This window comes from Dyella sp. SG562, assembly GCF_011759495.1.
Taxonomy (GTDB): domain Bacteria; phylum Pseudomonadota; class Gammaproteobacteria; order Xanthomonadales; family Rhodanobacteraceae; genus Dyella_D; species Dyella_D marensis.
On record NZ_JAAOYS010000001.1, the window covers coordinates 341,315 to 354,820 of the forward strand.

A 13,506-nucleotide genomic window follows, 5' to 3' on the forward strand; every position below is an offset into this window, starting at 1 on the left:
ATGAGCCACTCTCGCAGCCCGCTCGCGATCTGGCAGAAGCTTTCCGCCCGCCCCGGCGGCGCCTGGCTGTTCTCGCGCCTGATCTGCCTGAAGGCGCCGTACTTCGGCAGCATCAAGCCGCGCTTCGAGGAACTGCGCCCCGGCTATTGCCGCATCCGCATCGCCAAGCGGCGCGCGGTGCTCAACCATATCGGCACGGTGCACGCCATCGCGATGTGCAACCTGGCGGAGCTGGCCGGCGGCACCATGACCGAAGTGACGATCCCGCCGACGCACCGCTGGATCCCCAAGGGCATGACGGTGGAATACCTGAAGAAGGCGACTACCGGTGTGGTCGGCATCGCCGAACCGGTGGCGCCTGAAATAAGCAGCGAGGCGGCGGATTATCCGGTGCGCGTGACGGTGGCCGATGCGAACGGCGAAGCCGTGTTCCGCGCCGTCATCACCATGTGGGTCAGCCCCAGGCGGTAAGGCTTAGCCCGACGCCGAGCACGATGGCGGCGAACACACCCGCCACCACGTCGTCGACCATCACCCCGAGACCGCCCTTCAAGCGGCGGTCCAGCCAGCCGATCGGCCAGGGCTTGGCCACGTCGAACAGGCGGAACAGCACGAAGCCCGCCAGCACCGCCCACCATGGCGCGAATAAGGCCGGCACCAGGGCGATCCATTGCCCGACGAATTCGTCCCACACCAGGCTGCGATGATCGTCCACGCCCAGCGCGCGCCCGGCGACATTGCAGGCCCATACGCCCAGTGCGAAGGCCAGCACGATCACCAGCGCATACAGCGGCAGCGGCAGATGGCGCAGCAGCAGCCACGGCAGCAGCGCCGCCAGCGAACCGAAGGTGCCCTGCGCCTTGGGCGCCAGGCCGGAGCCGAAGCCGCAGGCGATCCAGCCGGCGAAGGAAGACGTCAGCACGCGGCGCTGTTCGGGGGTAAGGATTTTTTTGTCGCTCATGCGGCGAAATGATCCCAGCCCTGGTGCGCCGGTTCCAGCCAGGTGCCGTCTTCCGCGCGCACCCGCACGCCCTCGCCTTCCACGATGCGGCCGATGCGCGCCGCGCCGCAGCCCAGGCGCGCGAGATCGGCCTGCACTTCGGCGGCGCGCGCGGCGGGCACGGTGAAGCACAGTTCGTAGTCGTCGCCGCCGCTCAGCGCGAAGTCGCGGGCGGAGGCGTCGTCGAACAGGTCGAGCAAGGCTGGCGAACGCGGCAGCAACGCGCTTTCGATTTCCGCGCCGACGCCGCTGGATGCGCAGATATGGCCGAGATCCGCGGCCAGGCCATCGGATACGTCCAGGCATGCGCTGGCCCGTTCGCGCAACGCCAGGCCCGCGGCTATCCGCGGCGTGGGTCGATGCAATCGCTCCACCAGATACGCCGCCTGCGCACCGTCCACGCCGCCACGCTGCAGCAGATGTAACCCTGCCGCGGCGTCGCCGAGCGTGCCGGTGACCATCACCACGTCGCCCGGCTTCGCTCCCGCGCGGCGCAAGGCCTTGCCCGGCGGCACGAAGCCATGCACCGCCACGCTGATCGTGAGCGGGCCGCCGGTGGTATCGCCGCCCACCAGCGCCAGCCGGTGCGGCTGCGCCAGCTGCGCGAAGCCTTCGGCGAATGCGTCGACGAAACGCTGCCGCGCCTCCGCCGCGCCGCTGCGCGGCAAGGTCAAGGCGAGCAAGGCCCACGCGGGCGTGGCGCCCATCGCGGCCAGATCGGAAAGATTCACCGCCAAGGCTTTCCAGCCCAGGTCCGCCGGCGCGGTATCGCGCGGAAAATGCACGCCCTCGACCATGGTGTCGATCGCCACCGCCAGCTCCTGCCCTTCGGGCACGGCCAGCAGCGCGGCATCGTCGCCGATGCCTAAGCGCACGTCGTCGCGCCCCTGCGCGGTGCGCTCGCGGATGCGGTCGATCAGGCGGAATTCCATGGCGTTCCTGCGGCGGGCGACAGCGGCAAGCAGACCATCCGTGGACGCGTCATGCAAGGTCGGGCCACATGCAAGCGCCGCCCCTGCCGCCAGTCATGCGGGCGGCCGCGGCATGCCTGGCTAGAATCGGCGGACTACAGCCCACGGAGGTCCGTTCATGCACGTCCGCCGATCCTCGCTGTTCCTCGCTGCCTGCGCCGTGCTGGCCATGGCCCCGGTACACGCCGCGACTCCCGAAGAGAAAGCCGTGCTCGCCCCGTTCCAGACCCTGCTCGACGGCATCGGCAAGCGCGACCACGACATGATGCGCTCCGCCCTGCTGCCCGGCGGCATGATCACGCTCACCCGCGCCGACAAGACCCAGCAGCTGCACTACGACGCGTTCATCGAGCACATTCCCGCCACCGGCACGCAGAAGCTGGAAGAGCGCATCCACGATCCGCTGGTGAAGATCGACGACAACATCGCGATCATCTGGGCGCCGTATGAGTTCCTGGTCGACGGCAAGGTCGACCATTGCGGGACGGATATCGCGCATCTGGTGAAGCAGAACGGGAAGTGGTTGATCGCGGGGATTGCGGACAATGGGCGGAAGGAGTGTGGGGCGAGCAAGTAGCGTCTCGCTTCGCCCGGCCCCTCATCTGCCTGCCGGCATCTTCTCCCCGGCGGGGAGAAGAGTTCGAACTGGGAAGCTCACCCTCACGATCACCTCAACGTACCCCCTCTCCCCTCCGGGGAGAGGGCTGGGGTGAGGGGCCGGGCGAAGCGAAACCTCCACGCCCGAAAAACCCCGCTCTTACCCTTCGCGCCTGAACACAATCGTCGGCTCACCATGATAAACGCTGCGCTTCCATTCGCGGAATCCAGCTCTCTCGGCAACTCGGATCGACGCCAGATTCCCCGGCGCAATGATGCACACCGAGCGCATCCCGGGCAGCTGCTCCGCCGCCCATGCCGTGGCCGCCGCCACCGCCTCGCTCGCATAACCCTTGCCATGCGCGGACGGCGCCAGGATCCAGCCGAATTCCAGCATGCCGCGCAGCGAAGGATCGAGCTCGCGGCGGAAATCGGCAAAACCGATATCGCCGACGTAGCGCCCGCCGTCCTTCTCTTCCACCGCCCAGAAGCCGTAGCCGAGCATGCTCCACAGCCCGCGCCACGACAGCATGCGCCGCCAGACTTCCTCGCTGGTAAACGCACGTCCGCCGAGAAAACGCGTGACCTCCGCATCGCCCCACACCGCCGCGCAGGCGGCGTGGTCGTCCGGGCGATGGCCGCGCAGCCGCAGCCGCGCGGTTTCCAGCACCGGCACGTCATGGGCCGGCGCGGCGGCCATCAGCCTTTCTTCTCCACCGCGCGCAGCTGCATGGCCAGCTTGTCCAGCACGCCGTTGACGTAGCTGTGGCCGTGGTCGGCGCCGAAGCGCTTGGTCACTTCGATGGCCTCGTTGATGATCACGCGGTACGGCACATCCGGGCGGTACTTCAGCTCGTAGGCGGCCATGCGCAGCGCGGCGCGCTCGATCGGGTCGATCTGCTCGATCTCGCGGTCGACGTAGGGCTTCAGGCTCTCGTCGATGGCGGCGAGGTTGCGCTCCACGCCGTGCAGCAGGTCCTCGAAGTAATCGAGGTCGGCTACTTCCATGTCCTGCTCGTGCTGGAACTGCTGGATCACCGCATTCATGCCGCTGCCGCTGACCTGCCAGGCGTACAGCGCCTGCAGCGCACGGCGGCGGGCGCGCGAGCGCGCGGCCAGGTCGATGCCGTCGGGACGCGGGCTCATCACAGCTTTCCGTACAGGTTGACCATCTCCAGCGCGGCGATGGCGGCGTCGGCGCCCTTGTTGCCGGCCTTGGTGCCGGAGCGCTCGATCGCCTGCTCGATGCTGTCGGTGGTCAGCACGCCGAACGACACCGGCACGCCGGAACCGTAGGCCGCGCCGGCCAGGCCCTTGGCGCATTCGCCGGCGACGAAGTCGAAGTGCGGGGTGGAACCGCGGATCACCGCGCCCAGCGCGATGACGGCGGCGTACTTGCCGGAATGGGCCAGCTTGTGGCCGGCCAGCGCGATCTCCCAGGCGCCCGGCACGCGGATCAGGTCGATCGCCTCGTCCTGCACGCCGTGGCGCACCAGGGCGTCGCGCGCGCCGGCCACCAGGGCCTCGACCACGAAGCCGTTGAAGCGGCCGGCGACGATGGCAAAGCGGCCCTTGGGCGTGGAGAAATCGCCTTCGATGATGTTCATGGGTATGCGGTTCCTGGGGCGTGCGGCCCATGTGGGCCGGTCATTTTACGGGATTTGGGGCAGCGTGCCCGGATCCGGCCGCGGCTGGGGCCCGGCCAGGTGGGGATAAGCGCCGAACGACAGCTCGGCCGTGCCGCCGGCCACGCGCAGGCGGGCCGCGGCGCCGAACGGCAGGGTGAACTTGTCCGGCTCGTGGCCGAACGGCAGCCCGCGCACCACCGGCACGCGCGCCACCCGGCCGATCTGCTCGAACGCGGCGGGGACGTCGTAGCCGTTGTCGTAGGCGGCCGGGCGGCAATGGGTGAAGTGGCCCAGCACCAGGGCGCGCTGGCGGTCCAGCACGCCGGCCAGGTGCAGCTGGTACAGCAGGCGCTCGATCCGGTACGGCGGCTCGCCCACGTCCTCGACGAACAGGATGCCGCCGTCGATGCGCGGGAAATACGGCGTGCCCAGCAGGCTGCACAGCACGGCGAGATTGCCGCCCCACAGCGGGCCTTCGACGTCCAGCTCGCCCTCGGTGGGCGTGGACCAGGCCGCGGTCGACCGCGGCGCGGCCACCGTGCGCCAGAAGTGTTCCCACATCAGCGTGTTCAGTTCCGGCGCGCCGAAATCCGGCCCCAGCATGGGGCCGCCGAAGCTGGTCAGCCCGCACCGGGTGTACAGCGCCAGCTGCAGCGCGGTGAAGTCGCTATGCCCGACCAGCACGGTGGCGCTGCCGGCCAGGCGCTCGCGCAGCGCGCCGTAGTCCAGCTGCTCCAGCAGGCGCGTGGCGCCGTAGCCGCCGCGGATGGCGAGCACGATCTCCGGCAGCGTGTCCGCATGGGCCAGCGCATTGAGCTCGGCCGCGCGCTGCGCGTCGGAACCCGCATAGCGCAGCTCGGTGCGCTCGAGGGCTTCGAGGCCGTCCAACGTGCAGCCGGCGGCGTGCAGGCGCGCCACGCCGCGCTGCATGGCGGCGCGGTCGTGGGGGTAGCCGGAGGGAGCGATCAGGCGGATCGAAGTCATGGCGTCGGTTAAGGAGTTGAGCGAAGCCGGCAGTATGCCGCGCGCGCCCTGGCCGCCAGAGGGCGGCGCCCGGGCGCGCGGCGGATCACACGTGCTCGACCACCTCCAGCCCGAAGCCGCCCAGGCCGACCAGCTTGCGCGGCGTACCCAGCACGCGCAGGCGCTGCACGCCCAGGTCCGCCAGCATCTGCGCACCCAGGCCCAGCTGGCGCCATTCCTGCTGCTGCGCTTCTTCCGGCGCCTGCGCCGAAGGCTGGCGGTTGAGGCGGCGCAGCAGGGCGTCGGCGGTGTCCTCGCCGGACAGCACCAGCAGCACGCCGCGGCCTTCGTCGGCGATGCGGCGCAGCGCGGAGGTCACCGTCAGGCCCAGGTCGTCGCGCTGCAGATGCAGCACGTCGGACAGCGTGTTGCGCACGTGCACGCGCGTCAGCACCGGCGCACCGTCGTCGACCTTGCCGCGGGTCAGCGCGAAATGCAGGCCGTGGTGGATGGCATCGCGGTAGGCGACCAGATGGAACGGACCGAACTCGGTGTCCACCTGTTCCTCGTGCACGCGCTGCACCGTCTTCTCGGTTTCCAGGCGGTAGCGGATCAGGTCGGCGATGGTGCCGATCTTCAGGCCGTGCTTCTGCGCGAATACTTCCAGCTCCGGCCGGCGCGCCATCGAGCCGTCCTCGTGCAGGATCTCGATCAGCACCGCCGACGGCTCCAGCCCCGCGAGCGCGGCGAGATCGCAGCCCGCCTCGGTATGGCCGGCACGCGTCAGCACGCCGCCCGGCTGCGCGGTGAGCGGGAAGATATGGCCGGGCTGCGACAGATCCTGCGGCCTGGCATCCGACTTCACCGCCACCTGGATGGTGCGCGCGCGGTCGTGCGCCGAAATGCCGGTCGTGACGCCTTCGGCCGCCTCGATCGAGACGGTGAAGTTGGTGTGGTACGGCGAGGTGTTGTCGCTGACCATCGGGCGCAGGCCGAGCTGGCGCGTGCGCTGCTCGGTCAGCGTGAGGCAGACCAGGCCGCGCGCTTCGCGCACCATGAAGTTGATGTCCTCCGGCCGCACCATCTGCGCGGCCATGATCAGGTCGCCTTCGTTCTCGCGGTCCTCGTCGTCGAGGATCACGACCATGCGGCCGGCGCGGATGTCTTGGAGGATTTCGGGGATGGTGTTGAAGCTCATAAAGAGGTCTCGATGAAATTTGTTATTACCGCAACCTGCAAAGGCGAACCCTTCTCCCTCCGGCGACCCGAAGGTAGTCCCCGTGGGAGAGAAGGTGGCGGCAGCCGGATGAGGGTTCGGGCGGAGCGGTGCACATCATCCTTGCGCTCCGACCGTACCCTCACCCCAACCCCTCTCCCGGAGGGAGAGGGGCTAAAGCCGTCACGCGAAGCCGTGCTTCTTCAAAAAATCCTCGTCCAGCCGCGGCGATCCACCGCCGCCGCCCATCAGCCTTTCCACATAGCGCGCCACCACGTCCACCTCCAGGTTCACCGCATCGCCCGGGCGGCGCGCGTGGAATACCGTGTGTTCCACCGTGTGGGGGATAAGGTTCACGCCGAAACGCAGGCCTTCGACCTCGTTCACGGTGAGGCTGGTGCCTTCGATGCAGATCGAGCCCTTGGCGGCGATATAGCGCGCCAGATTGGCCGGCACTTCGAAGGTCCAGCGCTGCGAGCGGCCGTCGGGCGCGATCGAGACCACCTTGCCCACGCCGTCGACGTGGCCGGAGACCAGGTGCCCGCCGAGGCGGTCGGCCAGGCGCAGCGCCTTTTCCAGGTTCACCGGGTCGCCGGCCTTGAGCTTGCCCAGGGTGGTGAGCGACAGGGTTTCGTTGGAGACGTCCGCGCTGAAGCCGCGCGGTTCCAGCGTGACGGCAGTGAGGCAGACGCCGGAGACGGCGATGCTGTCGCCCAGCTGCACGTCGGCGAGATCAAGTTGGGCGGTGTCGACATATAGGCGCACGTCGCCGCCGCGCGGTTCGAGCCGCGCGATGCGGCCCACGCTCTGGATGATCCCGGTGAACATCAGCGCACCTCCGGCACGGAGGCGGCGTTGGAACGGTCGAGGTTTTTCATGAAACGTTTCCCGCATCGAAGGTCAGCGAAAAACGCCCCAAGGCGCATGGCAGGCGCACACCGCGAGGGCGCACGCCGTACCGTCTTCTCTCATCCGGACTTTCCGGAGATGTCGCTGCAAAAAAGCAGGAAATCCCCGACCGTCGGCTCCGGCATCGGACCGGATCTGCTGACCTTCCGCACTGGGAGCGGAAGCGCTCGCGGGCTTGTCTCGGAGACCCTCGCAGGCCTCGTCCACCTACCGCCGGTGGGGAATCGCACCCCGCCCTGAAGACGTCGTAATGGTTGTCGCCGGGTCGCCCCGGCCGCGGAAGTCTAGCACCGGCCGGCGTTTCCCGTGGCGCACGCTGCGTGCGCTTTTCGGACGCAACCTAGAGTTCGGACGACAGGAAATCGATCAATGCGCGCAGTGCGGGCGCCCGGTCCGCGCCCGGCAGCCAGACCAGCTGGATCGGCGAAGTGCTCAGCTCCCACTCCGGCAGCACCCGCACCAGCTTGCCGCGTTCCACCAGCGGGTCGGCCATGTAGTCGCCCTGGATGCCGATGCCCACGCCGGCCAGCAGCGCATCGCGGGTGGCCATGGAATCGTTGCAGGTCAGCACCGGGTCGATGCGCACCGAGCGGCGGCGGCGGCCCTGGCTGAACTGCCACAGCGTGCCGGTGCGCAGCCCGCTGAAGGCGACGCAGCGGTGCGCTTTCAGCCCGGCCGGATCGGCCAGCGCCGGCGCGGAGGCCAGATACCCCGGCGCCGCGCACAGATAGCGCCGCATGCTGCCCACGCGCCGCGCCACCAGCTGCGCATCGGCCAGGCGGCCCACGCGCAGGGCCAGGTCGATGCGGCCGGCGACCAGGTCCGCATAAGCGTCGTCGTATACGGCCTCGATGCGGATCTGCGGATGCCTGGCCATGAAGCGCGCCAGCACCGGCGCCACCCGCAGCCGCCCGTACGAACCCGGCAGATGCACGCACAGGCGCCCCGCCGGCTCGCCGCCCCGCGGCCGCAGTTCCGCCGCCATCGCCAGCATCACCGCGTCCAGCCGCTCGCAATGCGCCAGCAGCTGCTCGCCGCGCGGCGTCAGCGTCACCCGCCGCGTGGTGCGCAGGAACAGCTTGCCGCCTACGGCCTGCTCCAGCGCCGCGATGCGCCGGCTCAGCACCGACGGCGTGCAGCCGGCCTCGTGCGCCGCGCGCGAGAAGTTCAGCAGCCGCGCCGCGATGGCGAAGCCGCGCAGCTCGCGCAGGCGGTTCGGGGTGAGCTCGAAGGATTGATTCATGGGACGAACAAAAGATATGCGATATCGATGGATTATCGCCACTGCATCCGCGGCCCACCATGGCACCCATCACCCATCACCCATTCCCCATCCAGGAGCCCGCCATGCGCGCCTACCAGCTCAACCAGTTCGGCACCGAGCATCTCGCCATCGTCGACCAGCCCGCCCCGCGTCCCGGCCCCGGCCAGGTACTGGTGAAGATGGAAGCGGCCTCGCTCAACTTCCGCGACCACCTGATGGTCAACGGCCAGCTCTACCGCGACGTGGCGCTGCCGATGACGCCGGTGTCCGACGGTGCCGGCACCGTGCTGGAGGTCGGCGAAGGCGTCACCCGCTTCAAGCCGGGCGATCGCGTCAGCACCTTCTACAAGGCGCGCTGGCTGGCCGGCGGCATGCGGCCCGAATGGGAAGGCGCCGACCTGGGCGGCCCCGGCCCCGGCGCGATGCGCGAGCTGGCCTGCTACGACGCCTATGCGCTGGCCCATGCGCCCGCGCATATGAGCGCCGTGCAGGCGGCCACGCTGCCGATCGCCGCGCTTACCGCATGGACGGCGCTGGAGCAGGCCCGGCTCACCACCGGGCAGAGCGTGCTGCTGCTCGGCACCGGCGGCGTGTCGCTGTTCGCGCTGCAGCTGGCGAAAGCGCGCGGGGCGAAGGCGATCCTGCTGTCGTCCAGCGACGAGAAGCTGGAGCGCGCCAAGGCGCTGGGCGCCGATATCGGCATCAACTACGCGAAGCTGCCGGAGTGGGGCGCGGCGGTGCGCGAAGCCAATGGCGGGCGCGGCGTGGATGCGGTGATCGAAACGGTGGGCGCGTCGACGTTCGCGCAGTCGGTGGACGCGGTGGCGATGCATGGCTTTATCGGCATCGTCGGTTTCATGGGCGGCCGCGAGGCGGCGCTGCCGCTGGTGCCGGCGATTCTCAAGCGCGTGCATCTGCAGGGGATTTCCGTCGCCTCGCTGGAGGAGCACGAGCGGATGGTGCGGGCGCTGGAGGCGATGCGGCTGGAGCCGGTGGTCGATGCGGTATATGGGTTTGGGGAGTTGCGCGAGGCGTTCGAGGAGATGGCCGGAGGGAAGCACTTCGGCAAGATTGCGATCGATTTCGCGAGGTGAGACGTAGGTTGGGGTGAGCGCAGCGAACCCCAACATGCACCACCGTCAGCCGTGCCGATGTTGGGGTTCGCTGCGCTCACCCCAACCTACGCCGCTCGAATGAGGCGGGCGCTACTCGCCGATCGCCTGCCCCGTCTTCCGCCGATACGCCCGCAACACCTGATCCATCACCCACGTCGTGCGCGCGCCGCTCTCGGCAGTCGACGGACACACGCCTTTCTCCCCCCGCAGCTCCCGCACGATCGTCTCGATCAACGGCTGCTGGATATGCGCAGGATTCGCTACGCGATACTCGCGCACGCCCTCCTTCGTCTCCACCACGATCGGCCCGTCGCCGAAGGTGGCAAAGCGCATGCTGCCCTTGTCGCCGATCACCTCGATGCAGTCGTGGTGCTTGTAGCTGTCGAAATTCCACAGCCCCGTGCCCAGCACGCCGCTGTCGAAGGCGAACGACATCGCCACCGTATCCTCCGGCGGATACGCGCCCAGCTGGTTGCCCGCACGCCCTTCCGCCGACACGATCGGCCCGAACAGCCAGTCGAGGATGTCCAGCGTGTGGCAGCCGATATCCATGAACACGCCGCCGCCGGAAATCGAAGGCACCACGTGCCAGGGCAGGTTCGCGCTGTCGTGGTAGCGCGGATGGTGCGGCTCGTACAGCACGGTGTTGACCACGCGCGGCGCGCCGATGGCCTGCTCGCCGAACAGCAGCTCGCGCACCTTGTGAAAGCGCGGCAGCATGCGGCGGTAGTAAGCGACGAACACCGGCACCTTCGCTTCCGCACCGGCGCGCAGGATCGCCTCGCACTCCGCGTGATCCAGCGCCATCGGCTTTTCCACATACACCGGCTTGCCCGCGGCGATGCTCATCAGCGCGTACTGCTTGTGCGTCGACGGCGGCGTGGCGACATAGACCGCATCCACTTCCGGATCGGCTATCAGCGCCGCCGCATCGTCGTACCAGCGCGGCACGCCGTGGCGCTGCGCATAATCCCTGGCCTTGGCGCCATCGCGGCGCATCACCGCCACCAGCGCGGAATGCGGCGCCTGCTGAAAACCGGGGCCGCTCTTGACCTCGGTGACGTTGCCGCAGCCGATGATGCCCCAACGGATCATGTTTGCTTCGCCGCTCATCGGATTTCGAATTCCTTGCTGATGAATTGCTGGTGCCAGGCGTGGTACTGGTCTACTTCCGGGTGGCGCGCGCGTTCGGCGATATGCGCTTCCAAGGCGGCGCGCACATCCGGCGCCAGGCTCGCCAGGTAATCCGGCGTGTACTGGCGATGGTCGAGCACGCCGAAGTGGCAGGTCGGCGCATGCGCGCTGGAATGGAAGCCCAGGTGGATGGTGATGCGCCGCTGCCGCAGCACGCCGGCATAGCCGCGATGCACGGCGTAGTTGTTGTAGAACACCGCCTGCCCGGGCTGCAGCACCAGCTGCATGCCCTGCGCCAGTTCCGGCTGCGCATCGACCGGCGCGATGCGCGGATCGGCGCCGAAGATGCGCCGCTCCGCTTCGTCGTACGGGCGGCGATGGCTGCCGGGCACGATCCACAGGCAGGGGTCGCGGGTGAGCGGGATATTCACCTGCACGTAGTTGTAGCGGTACGCGTCGCTGAACCAGCGCGGGTCGATCTGCTCATCCGGCACCTGCATCAGGTCGCGGTGCCAGCCCTGGCGGTAGTCCACGCCCGCATCGGCGTAGAACAGCGAAGCGCCGTCGATCACGATGCCGTCGCCGAGCAGGTCCGCCGCGATGGCGCGCAGGGCCGGATGGCAGATCACGTCCTGGATCGCGCGCACGTCCTTGCCCGGCTGCAGGAACTGCAGGTTCATCATGCGGCCGCGCTCGCCGCGTTCGGCGCGCGCGCGTTCCACGCCGCCGACGTAGCGCGCGACGTCGTCCGCGCTCAAGGCGTCGCGGATCAGATAACCCTGGCTATGGAACTGTTCGCGCTCCGCCGCGGTGAGCATGCAGCGCACTCCTGGAAAGACTTGCTGGGCGCCTCGGCGCCGTACTGGCCGGCGATTCTGGGCGCGGGCTCCCGCAGGGTCAATCGCGCAGCGGTCAATCGCGCGCCGGACGCAGGCGCAGGCGCAGGTCCTGGCCCAGCATGCGCTGGTCCTGCACGCGCAGGTTCCAGCGCGCGCCCATGTCCTGCAGCGTGGGCAGGTGCAGCAGCGGACGCGCGCTGTCGCCCAGCAGCATTGGCGCGACATAGAGCAGCAGCTCGTCCGCCAGGCCCGCCGCGAACAGCGCGCCGCACAAGGTGGGGCCCGCTTCGACATGCACCTCGTTGCAGCCGCGCGCGGCGAGCAGGGCCAGGGCGGAGGACAGGTCCAGGCCGCCGTCGGCTGCCGGCACGGCGGCCAGATCCACGTTCTGCAGATGCGCCGGCACCGCGGCGCCTTCCGCATGCAGCAGCAGGGTCGGCGCGCTGCCGTCCAGCACGTGGCTGCCGGCCGGCGTGCGCAGGCTGCGGTCCAGCACCACGCGCAGCGGCGGCGCGAACGGCGCATCGATGCGCGCGGTGAGGCGCGGATCGTCCGCCAGCACGGTGCCGCTGCCGGCCAGGATGGCCGAGCTGCGCGCGCGCCAGCGCTGCACGTCGGCGCGCGCGGCTTCGCCGGTGATCCACTTCGATGCGCCGTTGGCCAGCGCGGTGCGGCCGTCCAGGCTCATCGCCAGCTTCACGCGCACCCACGGGCGTCCACGCTCGATGCGGCTGAAAAAGCCGACGTTCAATTCGCGCGCAGCCTCGCGCATCAGACCGAGTTCGACCGCGATACCGGCATCGCGCAGCTTGCCGATGCCGCGGCCGGCCACCTGCGGGAACGGATCCTCGGCCGCCACCACCACCCGCGCCACGCCTGCGGCCACCAGCGCATCCGCGCAGGGCGGCGTGCGGCCATGGTGGGCGCAGGGTTCCAGGGTGACGTAGGCGGTGGCGCCGCGGGCGCGTTCACCGGCGGCGCGCAGCGCGAACACTTCGGCATGCGGCTCGCCGGCGCGCGGGTGAAAGCCCTCGCCCACCACCGTGTCGCCATGGGCGATCACGCAACCCACGCGCGGATTCGGCTGGGTGGTGAACAGCCCGCGCTCCGCCAGCCGCAGGGCCTGCGCCATCAGGGTGTGATCGGTGGGGGTGAAGCTGGACATGGCGTCCCCTTGTGCGTGGGACGAAAGAGTCTATGCGAAGCCGCGCCGGCGCCGCGCCGTCATTTCTTGCCGCGGCGCACGCCCGCCTCGCCCAGCAGCGAGAGCTGCAGGCTTTCCAGCCCCGGCAGGTCGCGCTCGAGCTTTTCGATTTCCTCGCGGAAGGCCTGCACGTCCTCGAACTTGCGGTAGACCGAGGCGAAGCGCACGTAGGCCACCTGGTCGAGCTTCTTGAGCTCGCGCATCACCAGCTCGCCCACCTGGCGCGAAGGCACTTCGCGCTCGCCGCTCTTGCGCAGGTCGTTGACGATGGTGCGCACCGCCACGTCCACCGCGTCGCTGGCCACCGGCCGCTTCTGCAGGGCGCGCTCGAAGCTCACGCGCAGCTTGCGTTCGTCGAAGGTCTCGCGGCGCTCGCCGCTCTTGACGATGGCGGGGAGCTTCAGCTCGGCGGTTTCGAAGGTGTTGAAGCGCTCGCCGCACTGGGGGCATTCGCGTCGCCGGCGCACCGTGGTGCCGTCGTCGGCCAGACGCGAATCGATCACACGGGTGTCTTCATGCTGACAAAAAGGGCAATGCATGGGGCGCCATTAGACGTTCAGTTGAGCCGCCGTACAACCCGGCGCGCTTCCGGCGAGGCCGGAAGCGCGCGGGATGCGGGGACTTTTACGACGATCGGCCCCTTTTCCGGATCGTCGCAAAGCGCCC

At 69.5% G+C, this 13,506-nt stretch carries 16 protein-coding genes and 1 riboswitch; of the genes, 3 read left to right on the forward strand and 13 right to left on the reverse strand.

The genetic code is table 11. From position 1 onward, the window contains the following. Nucleotides 1–471, forward strand: coding sequence for a hotdog fold domain-containing protein (locus FHW84_RS01490; RefSeq protein WP_167252348.1), 471 nt, complete (start codon nucleotides 1–3; stop codon nucleotides 469–471). On the opposite strand, the gene FHW84_RS01495 is transcribed toward FHW84_RS01490, so the two are convergent. Next, nucleotides 455–961: a phosphatidylglycerophosphatase A gene (locus FHW84_RS01495; RefSeq protein ID WP_167252349.1), complete on the reverse strand. Its 507-nt coding sequence runs from the start codon at nucleotides 959–961 to the stop codon at nucleotides 455–457. The two genes, FHW84_RS01490 and FHW84_RS01495, sit on opposite strands and share 17 nt — an antisense overlap. Continuing rightward, the gene (gene thiL, locus FHW84_RS01500) at nucleotides 958–1,932 is read right to left on the reverse strand and encodes a thiamine-phosphate kinase (RefSeq protein WP_167252350.1); all 975 of its coding nucleotides are present in this window, start codon (nucleotides 1,930–1,932) and stop codon (nucleotides 958–960) included. The genes FHW84_RS01495 and thiL overlap by 4 nt, the downstream gene beginning before the upstream one ends. Before the next feature lie 157 nt (nucleotides 1,933–2,089). On the opposite strand from thiL, the gene FHW84_RS01505 reads away from it, so the two are divergent. Beyond that, nucleotides 2,090–2,548, forward strand: a complete 459-nt coding sequence (locus tag FHW84_RS01505; protein ID WP_167252351.1) for a nuclear transport factor 2 family protein — start codon at nucleotides 2,090–2,092, stop codon at nucleotides 2,546–2,548. A gap of 180 nt (nucleotides 2,549–2,728) precedes the next feature. On the opposite strand, the gene FHW84_RS01510 is transcribed toward FHW84_RS01505, so the two are convergent. The 7 genes from FHW84_RS01510 to FHW84_RS01540 form a co-directional block, all read right to left on the reverse strand. After that, complete coding sequence (locus tag FHW84_RS01510) at nucleotides 2,729–3,268, reverse strand: GNAT family N-acetyltransferase (protein ID WP_167252352.1); 540 nt, start codon at nucleotides 3,266–3,268, stop codon at nucleotides 2,729–2,731. Continuing rightward, entirely contained in the window at nucleotides 3,268–3,714 is a 447-nt protein-coding gene (gene nusB, locus FHW84_RS01515) for a transcription antitermination factor NusB (protein WP_167252353.1), read from the reverse strand. Before nusB ends, FHW84_RS01510 begins: the two co-directional genes overlap by 1 nt. Continuing rightward, the gene (gene ribE, locus FHW84_RS01520) at nucleotides 3,714–4,181 is read right to left on the reverse strand and encodes a 6,7-dimethyl-8-ribityllumazine synthase (RefSeq protein WP_343203555.1); all 468 of its coding nucleotides are present in this window, start codon (nucleotides 4,179–4,181) and stop codon (nucleotides 3,714–3,716) included. The genes nusB and ribE overlap by 1 nt, the downstream gene beginning before the upstream one ends. 39 nt (nucleotides 4,182–4,220) lie before the next feature. Next, complete coding sequence (gene ldcA / locus FHW84_RS01525) at nucleotides 4,221–5,180, reverse strand: muramoyltetrapeptide carboxypeptidase (RefSeq protein WP_167252355.1); 960 nt, start codon at nucleotides 5,178–5,180, stop codon at nucleotides 4,221–4,223. An 85-nt stretch (nucleotides 5,181–5,265) separates the two neighbouring features. Further along, a complete protein-coding gene (ribBA, locus tag FHW84_RS01530) occupies nucleotides 5,266–6,357 on the reverse strand; it encodes a bifunctional 3,4-dihydroxy-2-butanone-4-phosphate synthase/GTP cyclohydrolase II (protein ID WP_167252356.1) in 1,092 nt (363 codons plus the stop codon). Between the two features lie 201 nt (nucleotides 6,358–6,558). After that, entirely contained in the window at nucleotides 6,559–7,203 is a 645-nt protein-coding gene (locus tag FHW84_RS01535; protein ID WP_167252357.1) for a riboflavin synthase, read from the reverse strand. Nucleotides 7,204–7,331: 128 nt separating this feature from the next. Then, nucleotides 7,332–7,532: riboswitch (FMN riboswitch) on the reverse strand. Between the two features lie 92 nt (nucleotides 7,533–7,624). Then, nucleotides 7,625–8,527: a LysR family transcriptional regulator gene (locus FHW84_RS01540; RefSeq protein ID WP_167252358.1), complete on the reverse strand. Its 903-nt coding sequence runs from the start codon at nucleotides 8,525–8,527 to the stop codon at nucleotides 7,625–7,627. A 104-nt stretch (nucleotides 8,528–8,631) separates the two neighbouring features. On the opposite strand from FHW84_RS01540, the gene FHW84_RS01545 reads away from it, so the two are divergent. Beyond that, nucleotides 8,632–9,642, forward strand: a complete 1,011-nt coding sequence (locus tag FHW84_RS01545; protein ID WP_167252359.1) for an NAD(P)-dependent alcohol dehydrogenase — start codon at nucleotides 8,632–8,634, stop codon at nucleotides 9,640–9,642. 111 nt (nucleotides 9,643–9,753) lie between these two features. Here the strand turns inward: FHW84_RS01545 and FHW84_RS01550 are convergent, their stop codons facing one another. The 4 genes from FHW84_RS01550 to nrdR all read right to left on the reverse strand — a co-directional run bounded on the left by FHW84_RS01550 (nucleotide 9,754) and on the right by nrdR (nucleotide 13,379). Further along, the gene (locus tag FHW84_RS01550) at nucleotides 9,754–10,776 is read right to left on the reverse strand and encodes a Gfo/Idh/MocA family oxidoreductase (protein ID WP_167252360.1); all 1,023 of its coding nucleotides are present in this window, start codon (nucleotides 10,774–10,776) and stop codon (nucleotides 9,754–9,756) included. Further along, nucleotides 10,773–11,615, reverse strand: a complete 843-nt coding sequence (locus FHW84_RS01555; protein WP_167252361.1) for a phytanoyl-CoA dioxygenase family protein — start codon at nucleotides 11,613–11,615, stop codon at nucleotides 10,773–10,775. Before FHW84_RS01555 ends, FHW84_RS01550 begins: the two co-directional genes overlap by 4 nt. Nucleotides 11,616–11,709: 94 nt before the next feature. Beyond that, complete coding sequence (gene ribD, locus FHW84_RS01560; protein ID WP_343203549.1) at nucleotides 11,710–12,801, reverse strand: bifunctional diaminohydroxyphosphoribosylaminopyrimidine deaminase/5-amino-6-(5-phosphoribosylamino)uracil reductase RibD; 1,092 nt, start codon at nucleotides 12,799–12,801, stop codon at nucleotides 11,710–11,712. Between the two features lie 59 nt (nucleotides 12,802–12,860). After that, the gene (gene nrdR / locus FHW84_RS01565; protein WP_167252362.1) at nucleotides 12,861–13,379 is read right to left on the reverse strand and encodes a transcriptional regulator NrdR; all 519 of its coding nucleotides are present in this window, start codon (nucleotides 13,377–13,379) and stop codon (nucleotides 12,861–12,863) included. Between the last annotated feature and the right edge of the window lie 127 nt (nucleotides 13,380–13,506).

Coding starts and splice junctions, on each gene's coding strand:
- FHW84_RS01490 (WP_167252348.1), top strand. CDS start 1: ATGAGCCACTCTCGCAGCCCGCTCGCGATCTGGCAGAAGCTTTCCGCC.
- FHW84_RS01495 (WP_167252349.1), bottom strand. CDS start 961: ATGAGCGACAAAAAAATCCTTACCCCCGAACAGCGCCGCGTGCTGACG.
- thiL (WP_167252350.1), bottom strand. CDS start 1,932: ATGGAATTCCGCCTGATCGACCGCATCCGCGAGCGCACCGCGCAGGGG.
- FHW84_RS01505 (WP_167252351.1), top strand. CDS start 2,090: ATGCACGTCCGCCGATCCTCGCTGTTCCTCGCTGCCTGCGCCGTGCTG.
- FHW84_RS01510 (WP_167252352.1), bottom strand. CDS start 3,268: ATGGCCGCCGCGCCGGCCCATGACGTGCCGGTGCTGGAAACCGCGCGG.
- nusB (WP_167252353.1), bottom strand. CDS start 3,714: ATGAGCCCGCGTCCCGACGGCATCGACCTGGCCGCGCGCTCGCGCGCC.
- ldcA (WP_167252355.1), bottom strand. CDS start 5,180: ATGACTTCGATCCGCCTGATCGCTCCCTCCGGCTACCCCCACGACCGC.
- ribBA (WP_167252356.1), bottom strand. CDS start 6,357: ATGAGCTTCAACACCATCCCCGAAATCCTCCAAGACATCCGCGCCGGC.
- FHW84_RS01535 (WP_167252357.1), bottom strand. CDS start 7,203: ATGTTCACCGGGATCATCCAGAGCGTGGGCCGCATCGCGCGGCTCGAA.
- FHW84_RS01540 (WP_167252358.1), bottom strand. CDS start 8,527: ATGAATCAATCCTTCGAGCTCACCCCGAACCGCCTGCGCGAGCTGCGC.
- FHW84_RS01545 (WP_167252359.1), top strand. CDS start 8,632: ATGCGCGCCTACCAGCTCAACCAGTTCGGCACCGAGCATCTCGCCATC.
- FHW84_RS01550 (WP_167252360.1), bottom strand. CDS start 10,776: ATGAGCGGCGAAGCAAACATGATCCGTTGGGGCATCATCGGCTGCGGC.
- FHW84_RS01555 (WP_167252361.1), bottom strand. CDS start 11,615: ATGCTCACCGCGGCGGAGCGCGAACAGTTCCATAGCCAGGGTTATCTG.
- ribD (WP_343203549.1), bottom strand. CDS start 12,801: ATGTCCAGCTTCACCCCCACCGATCACACCCTGATGGCGCAGGCCCTG.
- nrdR (WP_167252362.1), bottom strand. CDS start 13,379: ATGCATTGCCCTTTTTGTCAGCATGAAGACACCCGTGTGATCGATTCG.